Here is a 17,939-nt window from a genome sequence, read left to right on the forward strand (position 1 = left end):
ACCTTATTGCTCCATCACTCAGTCATTCAATCACTCCGTCGCTCTATGCTGTTGGATTCCAAAATTCCCGAAGGCTCCCTCGCCGAAAAATGGGACAAGCACAAGTTTAACGTCAAGCTCGTGAACCCCGCCAACAAGCGGAAATACGACGTGATTGTGGTCGGCACGGGCCTGGCTGGTGCTTCGGCCGCCGCCTCGCTGGCCGAGCTGGGCTACAACGTGAAAGCCTTCACGTACCACGATTCGCCCCGCCGCGCGCACTCCATCGCCGCGCAGGGCGGCATCAACGCCGCCAAAAACTACCAGAACGACGGCGACTCCGTGTTCCGCCTGTTCTACGACACCATCAAGGGGGGCGACTACCGCTCCCGGGAGGCCAACGTGTACCGCCTGGCCCAGGTATCGGTCAACATCATTGACCAATGCGTGGCGCAGGGTGTACCCTTTGCCCGCGAATACGGCGGCCTGCTGGCCAACCGCTCCTTCGGTGGTGCCCAGGTAAGCCGCACGTTCTATGCCCGGGGCCAGACTGGCCAGCAGCTGTTGCTGGGGGCCTACTCGTCCCTGAGCCGTCAGATTGCCTACGGCAAGGTGAAGATGTACACCCGCTCGGAAATGCTCGACGTGGTGATTGTGGATGGGCAGGCGCGCGGCATCGTGACGCGCAATACTATCACGGGAGAGATTGAAACCCACGCCGCTCATGCGGTGGTGCTGGCCACGGGTGGCTACGGCAACGTGTTCTACCTGAGCACCAACGCCATGTACTGCAATGTGACGGCCGCCTGGCGGGCGCACAAGCGGGGCGCGTATTTCGCCAACCCCTGCTTCACGCAGATTCACCCCACCTGCATCCCGGTATCGGGCGACTACCAATCGAAGCTCACGCTGATGTCGGAATCGCTCCGCAACGACGGCCGCGTGTGGGTACCCAAAACGGTGGAAATGGCCGAGCGGGTGCGCCAGAACCAAATCAAGCCGCAGGACGTTCCTGAGGACGAGCGCGACTACTTCCTGGAGCGTAAGTACCCGGCTTTCGGCAACCTGGTGCCGCGCGACGTGGCTTCGCGCAATGCCAAGCTGATGTGCGACGAAGGGCGCGGCGTGGGCAGCACCGGTTTGGCCGTGTACCTCGATTTCTCCGATATTATCAACCGCACCAGCGCCGAGGCGGTGAGCCAGAAGTACGGCAACCTGTTTGCCATGTACGAGAAAATCACCGACGAAAACCCCTACGAGCGGCCGATGCGCATTTACCCGGCCGTGCACTACACCATGGGCGGCCTGTGGGTTGACTACAACCTGCAAACCAGCGTACCCGGCCTGTATGCTGCCGGCGAGTGCAACTTCTCAGACCACGGCGCCAACCGCCTCGGTGCTTCGGCCCTGATGCAGGGCTTGGCCGACGGCTACTTCGTAATCCCCTACACCATTGGTGATTACCTGGCCAGCACGCCGCCCAAGCCAGTAGACACCAACCACCCCGCTTTTGCCGAGTCGAAAGCCTACGTGCAGGCCCGCACCGAGCAGCTGCTCAACATCAAGGGCAACCGTACCCCCGATGAGTTCCACAAAGAGCTGGGTCTCATTATGTGGGAATACTGCGGCATGGCCCGCACCGCCGAAGGCCTGCGCCACGCCAAAGCCGAGATTCAGAAAATCAAGAAGGCTTTCTGGAGCGACGTGAAAGTGGTGGGCACCGGCGAGGAAATGAACCAGGCGCTGGAGAAAGCCGGCCGCGTAGCCGACTTCATCGAGCTCGGCGAGCTGATGGTGGACGATGCCCTGGACCGCAACGAAAGCTGCGGCGGCCACTTCCGCGAAGAGTACCAGACCCCCGAGGGCGAGGCCCTGCGCGACGACGAAAATTACGCCTACGTAGCGGCTTGGGAGTATCAGGGCGAAAATCAGCCCGAGAAGCTCAACAAGGAAGAATTAACTTTCGAAAACGTGAAGCTGACCCAACGCAGCTACAAGTAATTAATTAATAATTATGAATTAATAATTAGGAATTGAGAATTGGCAAAAAATCAAATGTGCTAATTTCTAATTCTTAATTATTAATTATTAATTCAAAAAAATGGCCGGTTCCAACCCCAACGCTAAACCGATGAATCTGACCCTGAACGTATGGCGGCAGCCCAACCGTCAGGCGCAGGGGAAAATTGTGGAGTACCACGTGAAGGACATCTCGCCCGATATGTCGTTCCTGGAAATGCTCGATGTGCTGAACGAGGACCTACTGCGCGGCGGCCAAGACCCGGTGGCTTTCGACCATGACTGCCGCGAGGGCATTTGTGGCTCGTGCGACCTGTTCATCAACGGCCGTTCGCACGGTCCGGAGAAGGGCACTACTACCTGCCAGCTGCACATGCGCAAGTTCTCGGATGGCGACACCATCACCATCGAGCCCTGGCGCGCATCGTCGTTCCCCGTGAACAAGGACCTGAGCGTGGACCGCTCGGCATTCGACCGCATCATTCAGGCGGGTGGCTATGTGAGCGTGAACACCGGCGGCGCACCCGACGGCAACGAGATTCCGATTCCAAAGGAAATTTCGGACCGTGCTTTCGAGGCGGCTACCTGCATCGGCTGCGGAGCTTGTGTAGCAGCCTGCAAAAATGCATCGGCTATGCTGTTCGTTTCGGCTAAGGTTTCGCAGCTGGCCTTGCTGCCCCAGGGCCATGTGGAGCGCAAAACCCGCGTTGAAAACATGGTAGCTCAGATGGACAAAGAAGGCTTTGGTGCCTGCACCAACATCGGCTCGTGTGCGGCTGAGTGTCCGGTGGGCATCTCGCTGGAGAACATCGCCATCCTGAACCGTGAGTTCCTCGCGGCAAAGGCTACGTCGAATAACTTGGCGTAAGGCCGGTAAAATATAATTAACAGAACGCCCCGGCAGTCGTGCGACTGCCGGGGCGTTCTGTTGTAGGGTGCGGCCGGCTTCGCAGACGTTCGACGGCGCACCCTACTGCACTTCTAGGCTATCACGGCATCCAGCGCCTTCATATCCTCAGCAGAGAGTTGAATGTCAGCTGTTTTCATATTCTCTTCCAGGTGCTTTACTTTGGAAGTACCGGGAATGAGCAGGATGTTGGGCGAGTAATGCAGGAGCCAGCTCAGGGCAATCTGCTGGGGTTTTACGCCGTGCTTGGCAGAAATCTGGTCGAGGGCCTTGAGGGCGTCGGCATTGCCGCCGCCCAGCGGGAACCACGGAATGAAGGCGATGTTCTGCTCGCGGGTGTAGGTGAGCTCGGCCTCCCACTTGCGGTTTTCGACGCTGTACATGTTCTGCACCGACACGATGGGCACGAATTCCTGGGCCTTCTTGATGTCGGCCACGCTCACTTCGGACAAACCGATGTGTTTGATGCGGCCATCCTGTTGCGCCTTTTGCAGAAATTTGAGCGTATCCTCGAAGGGCACGTTAGGGTCGATGCGGTGGAGCTGGTAGAGGTCAATCTGCTCCACCTTCAGGCGCTTCAGGCTGCCGTTGAGAACTTCTTCGAGGTGCTTGGGGCTGGCATCGATGGGCCACTCGTTGGGCCCAGTGCGGAGCAGGCCGCCTTTGGTGGCGATGACGACGCCTTTGGCGTAGGGATGCAGGGCTTCGGCAATCAGCTCCTCCGATACATTGGGACCATAGCTGTCGGCGGTATCAATAAAGTTGACGCCCAGCTCCACGGCCCGCTTCAGCACACGGATGGATTCGTCGTGGTCGGCGGGCGGCCCCCAGATGCCTTCGCCGGTGATGCGCATGGCACCGTAGCCGAGGCGGTTGACGGTGAGGTCGCCGCCGATGGTGAAGGTAGCGGGGTAAGTGGTGGTATCGGACATGAGAACTGGTTTGAGATGAAATGCCCCGGCACAATTAATGGCGAGGTGGTCCATAAGACGTTTAAATGACGGGATTGTTTTATCAGGGCCGAAAGCGTGAGATAGTGCTGGCGGGCGGGCACCAGCCGGATTACCCCGCAGCAGTGCCGTTACTTTGTTGCGTGCCCTTGCCCTCCGACCGTCGCCTGCCACTTCTCTACGCCATTATTCTTGTTGATGTAATTGTGGGGGCGGCGGTGGGGCCGGTGCTACCGGAGTTTGTGCGGGGCCTGCCACAGCCACAACTATGGCTGAGCGTGGGCACGGGCATTTTTCTGGGCGTACAGCTGTTTTCGGCCCCGCTGCTGGGGCGGCTGGGCGACGGCTACGGGCGGCGGCCCATTTTTATTCTTTCGGCGGTGGGCACGCTGCTGGCCAACATATTGCTACTGCCGGTGCAGGCGGGGCTGTATTTCGCAAACCGGGTTTCCGACGGCCTCACCAACGGCATGTACGCCACGGTGCGCTCGGCCATTACCGATATTTCCCCGCCCGAGCGGCTGTTTCGCAACCTCGGCATCGAGGGCGCAATTATCTCGCTGGGCTTTGTGCTGGGGCCCATGGCGGCCGGGCTGATGCTGACCTTTCTGGCGGTGCCGCCCGGCCAGCAGGCTACCTACGTAGTGCGCCTGGCCGTGACGCTGGCCGCCCTCAACGTGCTATTGAGCGTGTGGCTACCCGAAACGCACGCCGGACGCGGGGGAGTGCGCGGGGCCGAGCTACGGGCCGAGCTGAGCCTCGCCATCAACCCGCTCACGCTCTGGGCGCGGCTGTGCGAAAAGAACGGGCAAAATCCCGGGGTGCGGCGCATTGTGCTCACGCAGGTGGCCCTCACGCTCAGCACGGGCTATTATTTCTACTTTGTGCCCTTTGCCAGCCTGGGGCCGCTGCACCTAGATGCGCGGCAAATTTCCTATTTCTTCATGTACTTCGGGGCGCTGAGCGTGGGACTGAACTACGTGTTCTACACTTATTTTGCCGACCGCATCAACCAGCGCCGGGTCATTGTGTGGCTGGCCGCGCTGGGCGCGCCGGTGCTGGCCGGCTACGGCCTGATGGGCACCTCCAAGCTGGCGCTGTACGTGCTGGTTACGCTGGACTGCTTCACGCTTTCGCTCATTCAGGGCTTGCTGGAAGGCCGCCTGGCCCGCCACACCACCGAGGCCGACCGGGGCGAGATATTCGGGCTGAACCAGGCTTTTCAGTCCCTGGCCAGCTTCGGCACGGCGCTGGTATTCGGGGGTTTATCGGTGCTGGATTTGCGGCTGCCGTGGGCGTGGTTTGCGCTGTGCCTGGGGGCCGTAGCCGTGCTGGCGGCTACGGATAGCGAAGGCCGGAAACGCAGGTAAGCCACGGGTTACTATATTGCCATATCAGGGAATTCGCGTTTTTTATTTTTAGCTGATTTCCTGACTCAGGTCCGGCACTCTCCGCTTCCTGCGGGTGTTTGGACTGAACTGGTTTCATTACTGCTAATTACCGCTCTCATGAGGTACTTTTCCGTTGCGATTAAGCTGGCTTTGCTATTGACTGCTACCACCGTGCGAGCCCAGCAGCCGGCAGCGGCTAAGCCATCACCGCAGGCCGATGAGCTGGAATGCCGGGTGCTGACCGGCCGGGTAACCGACCCGTTTGCGTACCCGCTCACGGGGGCCACCATCATGCTGCGGCATCCCGGGCAGGGCCTCAGCCCCGATGCGTTCAGCACCAACGCCGAGGGGCACTACATCATCACGTCGAAGCAGGCCATTGCCCGCAATACCGTTATGGAGATTAACGCCTTGGGCTACAGCACCCTGGAACTACCCCTGACCAACTGCCAGCCGCTCGACATCACCCTGACCCCACTGGCCAGCCCCTACGCCAAACCCAAAGGCCGCAACAAAAAGCTCACCGGCAACGGCAAGGTGCGTTAGCCAGGGGCGGGCCGGAAAAGAGCCTATTTTATTTCAGAGTCTCACTCTATTGCCCGAACCAGGTAGCAGCTCAGGCAGCTATGGTAGCCGCACCGTCCTGCATTGGGCGCCCCTCTTTTTTTCGCGTCAGCAGCTTGCTGTGCCAAGGCTATTTCCGGCAATGTGATACTATTATCCAATTGGCCGTAACCAGCAGCCATCCCAACCGGTTAGCAACACGGTTTCCATTGTTAGTTAGCCCACTCTTGTTTTGATTACCATTCTCGCGGGCACCAACCGGCCCAATTCGCGCGCACGCCGCATTGCCAAATACTACCGCAACCTGCTTACAGAGCTGGGGGCCGAAAGCCAGATTCTGGACCTGGCCGAGCTGCCGGCCGATTTCATTGCCACGGCGCTGTATGCCAACGCCGGCACGCACCCCGAGTTCAACCGCCTGGCCGCCATGCTCGATGACAGTGCGAAGGTGGTCATCATCGTGCCCGAGTACAATGCCTCGTTTCCCGGCGTGCTGAAGGCGTTTATCGACGGCCTCACTTACCCCAGCGGCCTTCAGGGCAAAAAAGCAGTATTGGTGGGCCTGAGCAGCGGCGGCCAGGGCGGCCTGCTGGCCATGACCCACCTCACCGACGTGCTGATGTATCTCGGCACCACGGTACTGCCCCAGCGCGTGCGCCTGCCCTTCATCAATCAGGATTTGAACGCCGAGCACGGCCTCAACCACGACCTGTCGCGCCAGTTGCTGCGCGAGCAGGCGGTGGCACTGCTGGCGTCTTAAAATAGTCGTATAGCAACAGGCGGATGCTCCGGTCTGACCGCCCTAGGCGGTCAGACCGGTTGAAGTACCCCCGATTTTGTCCTCCCTATGCGCCGGTCCGACCGCCTAGGGCGGTCGGACCGGCGCATAGGGTTACTACTGCGGCGGGTTTTTGTTGCTGCGCAGCTCACTGGCGGTCGGCCCCATCATTGCCAGGCGGCACTCAGCTCCGCGTGGGTCGCCTCCACTTGTTGGCGCTCGTAGGGTTGGGGCAGGGTGGCCACGGCGCCGACCAGGAGCAGGCCGGCCTGCTCGCGCAGGATGCGCCGGCGCTCGGGTAAAGTAGTCTGGCCGCCGATTAGGGCCAGGGCGCACAGCATTCGTCGCAGCACGGCCGGGTTGTTTAGGGCATTAGCACGAATCAAATCGAAGGCCAGGTGGATGTAATCGCCGAAATCGGGCACTTTTACCAATACGCGCAGGTGCTGGCCGTCGGAGCGCAGGGGACTGGGGGAGTCGCGGCGGGCGAGCCGGCCGCCCAGCTCGCCCAGGTAATCGACGGCCATGATGGCCGTGGTGGTGTCGTTCACGGCCGGTGAGAGGGCTTTGAGCGCAACATCAACCAGTTGCTGGAGTCCAAAGGCCACATCCTGCGCCGGATTGCGGTGCCGGCCAATGCCCACGTAGCGCTGGAGATAGCCAGCCGTGTCGGACGGCCCCGCGTGCCAGCCGTGTCGGGCCACGAAGGCCTGGGCCGCCGCCTGCTCGGCCTCGGGCACAGGCTGGCCAATGCGGTCCGGGAAAAGCGCTTCAATCTCCGCTTCGGTTTCGCGCGCGATGTTACGCAGCAGGGTGCCGGTTTGCAGGGCCTCGGCTACGTGGTGCACGAAATACACCAGCGCGCCCACGCCGCCCAGGGCCAGTACCAGACCCACCAGCACGGCCGTGGTGGGCACAAACTGCGACAAGCCCACCTGGTGGCCGCCCACCACCGAGCGAATAGTGCCCAACACTACCAGGCAGTAGGTGAACACGCTCACGAAATAGCCCAGCACCACCTGGTTCACCCGGTCGCGCATGAAGTTGCGCAGCGCCTGGGGCGAATATTGGTTGCTGACCTGCGCCAGCGCCGCCAGCAGCAGCGAAAACGTGAGTGCGGCCACCGTCAGCATAGAGCCCGCAATGGCCGACAGCATCCCGCTGGCCCCGCCCGCATCAATGCCAAACAGTAGCGGCAGCCGCCGCAGGCCCTGCACGCTGCTGGCCTGGTCAAACTGCACTACGCTATAGGCCAGCCCGAATCAGGCCAGCACCATCAGGACGGGCACAAACCAGAGCGACTCGCGCAGCGGCTGCCGCACCTGCCGCAGGTAAAACACAAGGGATGGGCCAGTAAAACGAGACATAGGGCAGGTTATTTAGGCTTTTACTTCCGCTTCGCTATCCAGCGTGGCCGCCTGCCGCACCAATACCCGCCGAAATACCACCCGTAGCGTGAAATACAGCACGGCCACCAGCGGCACCATCGCCATGACCCACAGCAGCAGCGCGCCCAGCTCGGCCCGCCACAGGAGCTTGCCCACCGCAGCCCAGCCTTCGAGGGCGATGAGCTGGCGCAGGCTGGCTACCGTGAGGTTCGCCACTTTATCGCCCTGGCCCATGATAACGGCCCCGGCGCGCAAAAACGGAATAAGCAGCGCCAGCTGAAAAAACGTCATCAGGTGAGTAGCCAGCTGCATGGCGGCCACGTTGAGGCGCAGACGCAGGGCCACGGCGGCGCTCAGCACGGTGGTGATGCCGAAGGCGGGCACCAGCCCAACGGCCACGCCCAGCCCCACGGTGAGGGCCAGCTGCTGGGGCGAGAGGCCGGCCTTGAGCAGGTCCAGCAAGGGGTCGAGCACGCGGCGGCGCAGCCAGGAGCGCGGCGGGACTACTGGCGGCAATTGGGTTTCGGAAGGCGACATACAGAAATATAACGGGGCCGAAAGCCGGGCCGCACGGCAGCCCGTACCTTCGCTGGGGGCTTTCCTCATACGGCGGTGGCCCGCAATATTGCCCCACGGGTATTTATGACAAAGTTAGATTCCCCGGTCGAGTTGCCGGGTCCGTGGTGGCGCGAGCTGCCCATTCTGCTGCACCGCGCCGCCCGCGAGCTGGGTCAGAACGACCCGCTGCGGCTGGGCGCGGCCACGGCATTTTTCACCTCGTTTGCCCTGCCGCCCATCCTCATCATTCTGGTGCAGCTGCTGAGCTCGCTCTACCCCTCGTCCATCGTGCGGGTGATGCTGCTGGGCAAGGTGAGCAACCTAGTGGGGGCACCGGCAGCCGGGCTGGTATCGCAGATTGTGATGAACGTGGCCGACCCCATGCGCAGCCGGCTGGTAACGTGGCTGGGCTTTGCGTTTCTGCTGTTTGTGGCCACCACGCTGTTCACCGTCATCCAGCATTCGCTCAATCAGCTCTGGCAAATCCGGCCCAAGCGGGGTACGGGCAAGGTACTGCAAGCCGTGCGCGAGCGGATGCGCTCGGGCGGCGTGCTGCTGGCCACGGCGGCGCTCACGCTGCTGGCATTCGGCACCGATGCTGCCCTGAGCTTATTCGCCGAAAGCATCCGCGACTTCGATACCACCTTCACTTATTTCATTGTGCGCGGGCTGAACTCCGTGATTGCCTGGCTTATTCTGGCGGCGTGGTTCGGCGTCACCTTCCGCACCCTGAGCCTGGCCAAAGTGCCGTGGCGGGTCGTCACGCGCGGCGCGGCGCTCACGGCCCTGCTCATCAGCCTGGGCGAAGTGGTGCTGGGCCAGCTGCTGGTAGCCCGCGATTTGGGGCCGGTGTACGGCCCCGCCTCCAGCCTGGTGCTGGTGCTGCTATTCGTGTTTTACTGCGCCATGATATTCTATTTCGGGGCAGCATTTACGAAGGCATACGCTCACCGCATCGGGCTCGATATCCGGCCCAAGAAGTCGGCCGTGCGGTACCGGCTGGTGAATGTGGAGGAGTAGCGTGTGCAGAGGAGAACGTCATACCGAGCGCAGCCGAGGCATCTCGCGTGCCATAGTAATCCCATCGTTGAACGACAGAACTACTATTACATGCGAGATACCTCGGCTGCGCTCGGCATGACGTTCTTTTCTTTTATCGTCCCTTCGACGGCCCGAAAACCCAAGCCGTACCTTTGTCCCGTGCAAACTCCTGATACCTCCGCCGCTGCCGGCGCTTCGCCGGCCCAGCCCACCACCAAGCCCAACCTCCAATTCGCCGATTTCGGCCTCTCCCCCGCCCTGCTGGCTGGCGTGGCCGAGCTGAATTTCACCCAGCCCACCCCCGTGCAGCAGCTGGTGCTGGCCCCCGCACTCGAAGGGCAGGACGTGGCCGGCCAGGCGCCCACCGGCTCGGGTAAAACCGCTGCCTACGGCCTGGCCATGCTGCAGCAGGTCGATGTGACCTCGGCCACCATGCAGGCCCTGGTGCTGGTGCCCGCCCGCGAGCTGGTGATGCAGGTGCGCGACGCCTTGCGCAGCCTCGGCAAGCACATGCCCAACCTGCGCGTGGCCGGCTACTACGGCGGCCACGCCATGCGCGAAGAAGTGAAAGGCCTGCAGCAGATGCCCCACGTAGTGGTGGCCACGCCCGGCCGCATGCTCGACCACCTGGAGCGCCGCACCATTGTGCCCAATCGCCTGAAAGTGCTGGTGCTGGACGAGGCCGACAAGCTGCTGGAGCTGGGTTTTCAGGAAGAAATGGCCACCATTATCAGCCGCCTGCCGCAGCGCCGCCAAACGCTGCTGTTCTCGGCCACCATGCCCGATAAGGTGCTGACGCTGGTGCGCGAATACCTTACCCGTCCCCGGGTGATGAACGTGGGCGGCTCCAACGCCACTACCCTGCCCGAAAGCCTGGTGCTGCGCGGCCACGTAGTGAGCGCCGCCGACCAGAAGCCCGCCGCCCTCTTTCACCTTATCACCCAGCCCACCGCCGGCCGGTCGCTGGTGTTTGCCAACACCCGCGACCGGGTAGAGGAGCTAACCCGCTTCCTGCGCGGCCGGGGCCTGGCCGCCGAAGCCCTGCACGGCAAAATGCTTCAGCCCGAGCGCGACAAGTCCATGATGAAGCTGCGCAACGGCTCGGCTACCGTTCTGGTAGCCACCGATGTAGCCGCACGCGGCCTCGACGTGAACGAGCTCGACACCGTGGTGCAGTTCGACCCGCCCCACGAAACTGATACCTTCCAGCACCGCGCCGGCCGCACGGCCCGCGCCGGGGCCGTGGGCACCGCCCACCTCATCGTGACGCCCTTCGAGCAGGAAAAAATCAAAAACTGGCCCGCCGCCAGCACCGTGCAGTGGGCCGGCCTGCGTCCGCCGGTGCTGCCCGCCGCCGCTCCCAAAGCCCCGCGCCCCAGCACCGTTACGCTGCACGTATCGGCCGGCAAGAGTGAAAAAATCAGCCGGGGCGACCTCGCCGGGGCCTTCGTGAGCGTGGGCGGCCTGGAGCGCGACGCCGTGGGCCGCATCGAAGTTTTCGACCACCACAGCTTCGTGGCCGTGCCTGAGGCGCTGGCCGAGGAAGTGCTGGCGAGAATGCAGGGTGCCAAGGTGAAGGGGAAGAAAGTAAAAGTGGCGCTGATTCGGTAGGCTGAAACGTCACCCTAAACGTCATGCTGAGCGCAGCCGAAGCATCTCGCGTGCAATGGTAATTCTTTCGTTGAACGATTGAGTAACTACCACACGCGAGATGCTTCGGCTGCGCTCAGCATGACGTTCTTTTTATTCATCACTAGCCAGTAGCCATACTCATGCGCTTCATCTGCAGCCAGAACAAGTGGCGCAGCCTCACCGCTGAGCGGCTTTTTGACGACCACCCGCACTACGAGGCCCGCTCGGCCGGCACCGAGCCGGGGCGCGGGTGCGCGTCACGGCCGGCCACCTGGGCTGGGCCGGAATCATCTTCGTGATAGAGCGCCGCCACGCCGACCGGCTACGGGAAAAGTTTGCAGAGGTGTTGCACGGGAAAACAGTGGTCACTCTGTGCATTCCAGATAAGTACCCGTTTGGCGACAGCACGTTGATTGCCCTGCTGCGGGAGAAGCTGGCGACGTATTTGCCACTACTTTAGCAGCCGCATCAACTACCCTTTATGCTGCAACGACTTTTACTCCTGCTGGCCTTCGCGCTATCCTATACTTTCCAAACCCAAGCCCAGGCCTTTGAGCCGGGCATGCTGGTGCGCGCCAACGGCGACACGCTACGCGGTGAAATCGAAAACAGTTTTTGGGTTGAGCCCCCCACCGCCGTTCGGTTTCGGCATTCAGCCGAAAGCCCCACGGAAATATTTAAGCCGCGTCAGTTGCGCTCCTTTAGTCTGACTGGTGGGCGGTATTTTCGCTACGAGGCCCTGCCGATTGACCACGCGGCCGAAAGCCGTTTCGAGTACATTCACCGCGGCAACGCAACCAATATTCACGTCGACTCGCTGTTGGCGGAAGTGCTGGTGGAGGGTTCGGTTTCGCTACTACGGGTCGGACGGCTAAGCGGGCCACATTTTTTAGTGCTGGGTCGCTCCAACCAACCAGTACTGGACCTGAGTGCGCAGCAGTATCTACGCCAATCGCCTACCGGGGCCTGGAAACGCACCGATGGCAATAACTACCGTGGTTTGCTGGGCATGTACTTTGATGCTTGCCCAGCGGCTTTCGCCGTCATTCAAACCGCACCGTTCACGCCCGAGGGCCTGGCTGAAGTAGTACAAATCTATAATCAAAGCTGCAGCCCGGCCCAGCAGCCCGGCCGCAACTGGCTGGTGCCGGCGCAGTTGCGGCATCCGGTAGCGCTGCAAGGCGGCCTGCTGGCAGGTTTGCGCTACAACCGCACCGAACGCATCACGGCTCCAATCAGCACAGCTACCGGCGCGTGCGTAGATTGCCAGCCGCACCTCTACGCCGGGCTTTATGCCGAGCTGCTGCAGCCTAGCCGTACGGGGGCGCTTTACGGCGAAATCAGCCTTAGCCGTTTCACGGGAGCGGGAACGGAATCCGTCTACCAATACGGCACGGTCGTGCTCACCGATTACCGCTACCAGGCGTGGCTGGCCACGGCCCGTCTGGGGGTTCGGCATTTTTTCCGACTCCCCCGCGAGCAACAGCTCATCTTGGGCCTGGGCTACGAGTTGAACCAGGTGCTGAGCCCAACTCTGACCGTGATTTCGGGTCCATCGGTTGCGGAGGGGTATGATGTGAACTATGCAAGGCCTACCTTTTTTCCCAACGTGGACTTAAGCTGGCGGGCCAACCGCCTCACCGCAACCATCGATGGGCAGATGTATGCCGATAGCCGCGAAGCCCGTAGCAACCAGAATGCGGTTGGCGGCACTAGCATTAGCTCCTTTTTCTCAGGCATGTTTTTCGGCAGCAACTTTGCCCTGCGGCTGGGCTTGGCCTACCGCTTAGGGCATAACCCCGACAAGGAAATGGCCAAAACAGCACCGGCACAGCCCTGAGCCAACTTAGCGGACTCATTCCCGTTAAACCGGGCCATGCCCTACCTCATTTCTCTGGCCGTATTGGTGGCCATTCTGTACGCGTTTTACCAATACGCCACTGCCGACTCGCGCCTCCGCACGGCCGCGCTGGCCCAGGAATTTCCGGCCGCCTGGCGGCAGATTCTATTCGAGCAGGTCGCCTTCTACGTGGCCCTGACGGATGCCGAAAAAGCCCGGTTTGAAAAGCAGACGCAGGTTTTCCTGGCCCGCACCCGCATCACCGGCGTACAGACGGAAGTGGACGACAACACGCGCCTGCTAGTGGCCGCCTCGGCCCTCATCCCCGTGTTTGGGTTTCCCGATTGGGAGTACCGCAATCTGAGCGAAGTTCTCATCGTGCCCGATGCCTGGCAGCTGCAAAACGACCCTACCAGGGAAATCAAAACCTTGCAGGGCACGCTGCTCGGCTCGGTGCAGGGCTTCCAGAACCAGCACTACATGCGCCTTTCCAAAGCGTCTCTCGAACAGGGCTTCCGCGACGCGGTGGACCGCCAGAACGTGGGCATCCACGAATTTGCGCACCTGCTCGATGAAGCAGACGGCGTGATTGACGGCCTGCCCAAAGTCGCCATGCCCCCCGATTTGCTGCCCCAGTGGGCGGCCGTGGTGCAACGCGAAATCGCGGCCATTCAGGCCGGCAAATCAGAAATCAACCCCTACGCCGCCACCAACGAGGCCGAGTTCTTCGCCGTCGTCACCGAGTACTTCTTTGAGAAGCCCGAGAAGCTGCAGGAGCACCACCCCGAACTCTATCAGCTGCTCACCCAGGCCTTCCGCCAAAAACCCAAACAACGCTTCCTCCGCTTCGCCACCGACCCGCGCGAGTGGATAAAAATCCTGCGCAGCAGCCGCAAATTTGGCCGCAACACGCCCTGCCCCTGCGGCAGTGGCCGGAAATACAAGGACTGCCACCTGGCGGTGCAGCCGGTATAAACACCTATCAAGCAGTCCGTCATGCTTCGATGGCGCTCAGCATGACGGACTGCTTTGATTTATCCTGACCTGCCGCTACCGGCTCCCCTGCTGCAATACCCAATCACGCACCGCAGTCAGCAGCACCGGAGCAACCACGGACTCCACCGTGCCATCGGCGGCGGCAATGCTCTCGGCGGCGGGGGTTTGAAACCAGTGGTTGAGGCCCGGCAGCCGGCGGGCGCTGACGCGCTTATTCCCTTTAAGGCCTTTTTCGAGGGCGGTCAGGTTGGTAGCGGCATTCACCTCAGCATCGTCGGTGCCATTAAGCAGTAGCACGGGGCACTGCACATCGGCCAGGCCGGGCTGGGGGTCGAATTTCAGGTAATAGCGGTACCAGGGCGTAAGCAAGTCGGTGGCGCGGGCGCGGGCCAGGGCGGGGTCCTGGTTGGGGTAGCGCTGGTGCAGCATGTTTACCACGATGGCCTGCGCCTGGTCGTTGCTGGCCGTTTGGCGCACAATTTCCAGCATGGTTCGCCGAAATTTGAGGGTTGCTTCCGCCTGCTTACGCTCTTCGCTTTTGATTTTGAGGCGCTGCTGCGCCACGTAGGTTTCGACCTGGGCTGAGTTAGAGCCACTGGCCCGCAGCTTGGCGGCCTTGGCCAACACCTCGGCCCAGGCCTGGCGGCGGGCCTCGCCAGTGCGGGCCGTGTCGGCGGCGCTCAGCGGTTCGGGCTGGCTGGCCAGCAGGTCCAGTCCCACCAGGCCAGATGCCGCCAGCGCCACCACAAAGCCGGGGGGCACGGGCTGGGCCGCCGCCAGCAGGGCCACATTACCGCCCTCGCCGTGGCCGATGAGGCCGGTGCGCGCCGGGTCGATGCTCGGCCGGATGCGCAGGTAGCCGAGGCCCGCCTGCGCATCGCGCACCAGGTCGGCGGTGGTCGCCAGCGGGCCGTTGCCACCCGACTCGCCCACGCCCCGGTCGTCGAGCCGCAGCACAGCAATACCCTGGCGGGCCAGCGTAGCGGCGATATCGGCAAAGAAGCGGTAGCTGCCCTGGCGCGAGTCACGGTCCTGGCTGCCCATATCGGTGAGCAGCACGGCGGCCGGAAACGGCCCGGCCCCGTCCGGAATGCTGAGGGTGCCGGCCAGGGCCACGTTGCCCGGCTGGCTGGTCAGGTGCACGGTTTCAATGTGGTAGGTGGTCGCCTTCACGGCTGCGGTTTTTTCCACGGCTACTGTGCCGGCACCGTTGGGGTCGGCGCGCTGCAGCACCAACGGCACGCGCAGCCCGGGTTGTAGCCATATGCCGCGCAGCTCCTGCCCCGCCTCGCCCGCCTGAATGCACACAAAGCGGCAATCCACGGTAGCGGCGTAGAAGATGAGCGTATCGCCCCGCAGCGTGAGCGAGGCCGGCACCTTATTCAGGCGCTTGGCGGGCAGGTCAAGGGTGGCAATCAGCTTATTGGCCGCCGGCTGAATGATGCTGATTTGGATGGGCAGCGTCCCGCCGGGGATTGACAGCGGCCCCTTCCAAACGCCGGCAACGCTGGGCATACTGGCCACCGGCGCTGCGGAATGCTGGGCCACTGAGTCGGGACGGATGGGCGCGCTGGCTTGCCCCAGCACTGCCGCCGGCCACAGCCCCACGCCTATTACCACCTTTCCCGCGTTGCGGAGCAGCTTCCGTATCATATCAATTTAAGGCAAACTCATGGCCGAAGCAATAAAACCATGCTTATCAGCTACTTATGGCAGCAGCACGCGGTCAATCACGTGTACCACGCCGTTGGTGCACTGCACGTCCGGAATCACCATGTTAGCGGGTACCGTGTTGCTGGCACCTTTCACGGTAAGCACACCGCTCTGGAAGCCTCCCAGCACCACCGGTGCGCCACCAGCCGAGGCCACCGAAGTGTTTTCGGGTAATTCGGGCGTGAATTTCCCGCCCTGCGCACCCCCAACTACGTGGTTGAGCAGCACTGCCGTCACGGTAGCCACAGGCAGCTTGCGGATGTCGCTGGGCTGATTCAGCGGTACGCCCAGCAGCACGCCAAGGTCTTTAAACGCCTGGTCGGTGGGCGCAAATACGGTGAGCGGCGCGCTACCGGGCGACCCCGTGAGGGCCCCCTGCAAGTTGCAATATACCACGGCTTCAACGAGAAAAGTCAGCTCCGGCTTCACGAAAACCTTGCTGCTTTGCAGGGCCAACGCCGAATTAAGGATATCGACACCCGTAGCCAGCAGCACCTTGTCGATGGGGTGAATCAGGCCGTTGGCCGCCTTCACATCGGTACCCAGAATTTTGGAGCCGTTGACATATAGCGTACCATCGGCCCGCCGGATAATGCGCCGCGTGACACCCAGCGCCGAACCAGACGTGCTGCCCGCCGTGAGCGCGCTGCCCGCCAGCGTCCCGCTGAAGACGTGGTAATAGAGGGTGCTCTGCAAAAAGGACTGCTGCAACGCTCCCAGGTCCTGGGCCGTGTTGAGGCCGAGGCGGCTGAAAGCGGCATTAGTGGGCGCAAACACCGTGAACTTTCCGCCGCTGGCCGGGTCTTCGTTTTTGTTGCCGAGCAGCACGGCCACGTTGCCACGAATAGCAGCATCTTCCAGTTCCTGAAAATCGGGATTGGTAACCGCAATATTGGTGATGGAAGGGTCAACCTCTTTATTCTTGGCGCAGCCATTCATGGCTAAAAGGCCCAATGCCAGCAAACCGGCTTTAATGGGAAGATATTTTTTCATCGGGTAAATTATTGTTTTTATCGTGCTAACAAGTTCATTCAACTCAAATTGCTGAATATAAATGATTTCATAAAGCCATCGGATTGCGCTAAGGTAAATCTGTTCCATTAAACACACCCGTAAATTGCATCAGAATAGACTAAATGAGCTGTTTTTGTTTGGCCATACCCAGCCAGGCTACCCCTAATAGTAGTTTCTTATTTATTGTTTTTATGCAAAATTTTTCCAAGCTGTTTTGTGGTGTTTTTTTACTTACCGGCGTGGCTACCACTGCTCGGGGGCAGAGCCTGGTGAGTGGTTTTATGGCGGGCAAGGGCCACGGCTCGGTGGTAGTGTCGGGCACGGCCGAGCGCTATACCGATGTGTACCTAGCCCCCGAAAAAATATCGGGCGTGCCGGTTTTTCAGGAGGTACGCGTCAATTCGCTCAATCTCTACGGCACCTATGGCCTATCCGACAAGATTGACGCCGTTATCAGCCTGCCCTACATTCAGTCGAAAGGCCGCGCTGCGGAGGGGGTAATCGATGGCCTGAACTCCTACTACTCCACGCAGGGCTACACCAACGTGCGCCAGGGCCTGCAGGACGTTACCGCCCTACTCAAGTTCAAATCCTACACCCGCGAAATTGGCAGCAGCATCCTCGACCTGCTGGGCGTGGTCAGCTTCAGCACCCCGGTGAGCGACTACCAGAGCAACACCGGCTACGGCTACATCATCGCCATCGGCAACCGGGCCACCAAGTACACGGCCTCCGGCGTGGCGCACCTCAAAACCAGCTCGGGCGTGTTTGCCACGGCCCAGGTGGGCTACAGCCTGCGCACCGGCTCCGTGCCCGATGCCCTCGTGGGCGAGGCCAAGCTGGGCTACGCAGGCCCCAAAATCTACCTCGAAGGCAATGCCTCTTTCCAGGAATCGAACGGCGGCACCGACATTGCCGCCCAGGGCTTCAACGGCTTTTTTCCCTCCACGCGCGTCAATTATCTCCGCCTGGGCGCCAGCGCCTACCGGCCCATCACCAACGGCTTCGGCCTGACGCTGGGGGCCAATACCTACGTGGCCGGCCGCAACATTGGCAAGGCCACCGGCTACTCGGCCGGTATCACGTATAACTTCTAGGTTAATCAGCTTTTATTAAGCCACAAGCTCCAGGCTGCAAGCTTTCTCCGTTGTTTCGGAAAAGGCTTGCAG

16 protein-coding genes are annotated in these 17,939 nt (G+C 61.6%); 11 read left to right on the forward strand and 5 right to left on the reverse strand.

The genetic code is table 11. The features are described from left to right. The first annotated feature begins 45 nt into the window (after positions 1–45). Complete coding sequence (locus tag KQ661_RS17085) at positions 46–1,980, forward strand: fumarate reductase/succinate dehydrogenase flavoprotein subunit (protein WP_216689453.1); 1,935 nt, start codon at positions 46–48, stop codon at positions 1,978–1,980. Between the two features lie 130 nt (positions 1,981–2,110). Next, on the forward strand, positions 2,111–2,866 hold the full coding sequence (locus KQ661_RS17090; RefSeq protein WP_168673975.1) for a succinate dehydrogenase/fumarate reductase iron-sulfur subunit: 756 nt from the start codon (positions 2,111–2,113) through the stop codon (positions 2,864–2,866). A gap of 113 nt (positions 2,867–2,979) precedes the next feature. Here the strand turns inward: KQ661_RS17090 and KQ661_RS17095 are convergent, their stop codons facing one another. Further along, positions 2,980–3,837, reverse strand: coding sequence for an aldo/keto reductase (locus KQ661_RS17095; RefSeq protein WP_216726557.1), 858 nt, complete (start codon positions 3,835–3,837; stop codon positions 2,980–2,982). A 161-nt stretch (positions 3,838–3,998) separates the two neighbouring features. On the opposite strand from KQ661_RS17095, the gene KQ661_RS17100 reads away from it, so the two are divergent. The 3 genes from KQ661_RS17100 to KQ661_RS17110 all read left to right on the forward strand — a co-directional run bounded on the left by KQ661_RS17100 (position 3,999) and on the right by KQ661_RS17110 (position 6,570). Next, the gene (locus KQ661_RS17100) at positions 3,999–5,225 is read left to right on the forward strand and encodes an MFS transporter (protein WP_317196127.1); all 1,227 of its coding nucleotides are present in this window, start codon (positions 3,999–4,001) and stop codon (positions 5,223–5,225) included. A gap of 138 nt (positions 5,226–5,363) precedes the next feature. Beyond that, positions 5,364–5,792 (forward strand): carboxypeptidase-like regulatory domain-containing protein, encoded by a 429-nt coding sequence (locus KQ661_RS17105; RefSeq protein WP_216689457.1) that lies wholly within the window; start codon positions 5,364–5,366, stop codon positions 5,790–5,792. 250 nt (positions 5,793–6,042) lie between these two features. Then, positions 6,043–6,570, forward strand: coding sequence for an NADPH-dependent FMN reductase (locus tag KQ661_RS17110; RefSeq protein ID WP_216689459.1), 528 nt, complete (start codon positions 6,043–6,045; stop codon positions 6,568–6,570). Between the two features lie 185 nt (positions 6,571–6,755). On the opposite strand, the gene KQ661_RS17115 is transcribed toward KQ661_RS17110, so the two are convergent. Then, positions 6,756–7,844, reverse strand: a complete 1,089-nt coding sequence (locus tag KQ661_RS17115; protein WP_262898352.1) for a DUF2254 domain-containing protein — start codon at positions 7,842–7,844, stop codon at positions 6,756–6,758. Between the two features lie 123 nt (positions 7,845–7,967). After that, entirely contained in the window at positions 7,968–8,513 is a 546-nt protein-coding gene (locus KQ661_RS17120) for a DUF2062 domain-containing protein (RefSeq protein WP_216689461.1), read from the reverse strand. Positions 8,514–8,618: 105 nt separating this feature from the next. On the opposite strand from KQ661_RS17120, the gene KQ661_RS17125 reads away from it, so the two are divergent. The 5 genes from KQ661_RS17125 (at position 8,619) to KQ661_RS17145 (ending at position 14,022) form a co-directional block, all read left to right on the forward strand. Further along, positions 8,619–9,554 (forward strand): YihY/virulence factor BrkB family protein, encoded by a 936-nt coding sequence (locus KQ661_RS17125; protein ID WP_216689462.1) that lies wholly within the window; start codon positions 8,619–8,621, stop codon positions 9,552–9,554. Positions 9,555–9,734: 180 nt separating this feature from the next. Further along, the gene (locus KQ661_RS17130; protein ID WP_216689464.1) at positions 9,735–11,186 is read left to right on the forward strand and encodes a DEAD/DEAH box helicase; all 1,452 of its coding nucleotides are present in this window, start codon (positions 9,735–9,737) and stop codon (positions 11,184–11,186) included. 161 nt (positions 11,187–11,347) lie between these two features. Continuing rightward, on the forward strand, positions 11,348–11,506 hold the full coding sequence (locus KQ661_RS22305) for a hypothetical protein (RefSeq protein ID WP_216726559.1): 159 nt from the start codon (positions 11,348–11,350) through the stop codon (positions 11,504–11,506). Positions 11,507–11,688: 182 nt separating this feature from the next. Then, positions 11,689–13,047, forward strand: coding sequence for a hypothetical protein (locus KQ661_RS17140; protein ID WP_216726560.1), 1,359 nt, complete (start codon positions 11,689–11,691; stop codon positions 13,045–13,047). Positions 13,048–13,083: 36 nt separating this feature from the next. After that, positions 13,084–14,022, forward strand: a complete 939-nt coding sequence (locus KQ661_RS17145; RefSeq protein WP_216727573.1) for a M90 family metallopeptidase — start codon at positions 13,084–13,086, stop codon at positions 14,020–14,022. Between the two features lie 75 nt (positions 14,023–14,097). On the opposite strand, the gene KQ661_RS17150 is transcribed toward KQ661_RS17145, so the two are convergent. After that, positions 14,098–15,696, reverse strand: a complete 1,599-nt coding sequence (locus tag KQ661_RS17150; protein WP_216727574.1) for an alpha/beta hydrolase — start codon at positions 15,694–15,696, stop codon at positions 14,098–14,100. 54 nt (positions 15,697–15,750) lie between these two features. Continuing rightward, positions 15,751–16,749, reverse strand: coding sequence for a fasciclin domain-containing protein (locus KQ661_RS17155; protein ID WP_216727575.1), 999 nt, complete (start codon positions 16,747–16,749; stop codon positions 15,751–15,753). Positions 16,750–16,961: 212 nt separating this feature from the next. Between KQ661_RS17155 and KQ661_RS17160 the strand changes: the two genes are divergently transcribed. After that, complete coding sequence (locus KQ661_RS17160; protein WP_216689476.1) at positions 16,962–17,867, forward strand: hypothetical protein; 906 nt, start codon at positions 16,962–16,964, stop codon at positions 17,865–17,867. Positions 17,868–17,939: the final 72 nt, after the last annotated feature.

The organism is Hymenobacter siberiensis (genome assembly GCF_018967845.1).
In the GTDB taxonomy this organism is placed as follows: Bacteria; Bacteroidota; Bacteroidia; order Cytophagales; family Hymenobacteraceae; genus Hymenobacter; species Hymenobacter siberiensis.

Excerpts from the sequence above, each read along its gene's own strand:
- KQ661_RS17085 (WP_216689453.1), top strand. The coding sequence starts at position 46 with ATGCTGTTGGATTCCAAAATTCCCGAAGGCTCCCTCGCCGAAAAATGG.
- KQ661_RS17090 (WP_168673975.1), top strand. The coding sequence starts at position 2,111 with ATGAATCTGACCCTGAACGTATGGCGGCAGCCCAACCGTCAGGCGCAG.
- KQ661_RS17095 (WP_216726557.1), bottom strand. The coding sequence starts at position 3,837 with ATGTCCGATACCACCACTTACCCCGCTACCTTCACCATCGGCGGCGAC.
- KQ661_RS17105 (WP_216689457.1), top strand. The coding sequence starts at position 5,364 with ATGAGGTACTTTTCCGTTGCGATTAAGCTGGCTTTGCTATTGACTGCT.
- KQ661_RS17120 (WP_216689461.1), bottom strand. The coding sequence starts at position 8,513 with ATGTCGCCTTCCGAAACCCAATTGCCGCCAGTAGTCCCGCCGCGCTCC.
- KQ661_RS17125 (WP_216689462.1), top strand. The coding sequence starts at position 8,619 with ATGACAAAGTTAGATTCCCCGGTCGAGTTGCCGGGTCCGTGGTGGCGC.
- KQ661_RS22305 (WP_216726559.1), top strand. The coding sequence starts at position 11,348 with ATGCGCTTCATCTGCAGCCAGAACAAGTGGCGCAGCCTCACCGCTGAG.
- KQ661_RS17140 (WP_216726560.1), top strand. The coding sequence starts at position 11,689 with ATGCTGCAACGACTTTTACTCCTGCTGGCCTTCGCGCTATCCTATACT.
- KQ661_RS17145 (WP_216727573.1), top strand. The coding sequence starts at position 13,084 with ATGCCCTACCTCATTTCTCTGGCCGTATTGGTGGCCATTCTGTACGCG.
- KQ661_RS17150 (WP_216727574.1), bottom strand. The coding sequence starts at position 15,696 with ATGATACGGAAGCTGCTCCGCAACGCGGGAAAGGTGGTAATAGGCGTG.
- KQ661_RS17155 (WP_216727575.1), bottom strand. The coding sequence starts at position 16,749 with ATGAAAAAATATCTTCCCATTAAAGCCGGTTTGCTGGCATTGGGCCTT.
- KQ661_RS17160 (WP_216689476.1), top strand. The coding sequence starts at position 16,962 with ATGCAAAATTTTTCCAAGCTGTTTTGTGGTGTTTTTTTACTTACCGGC.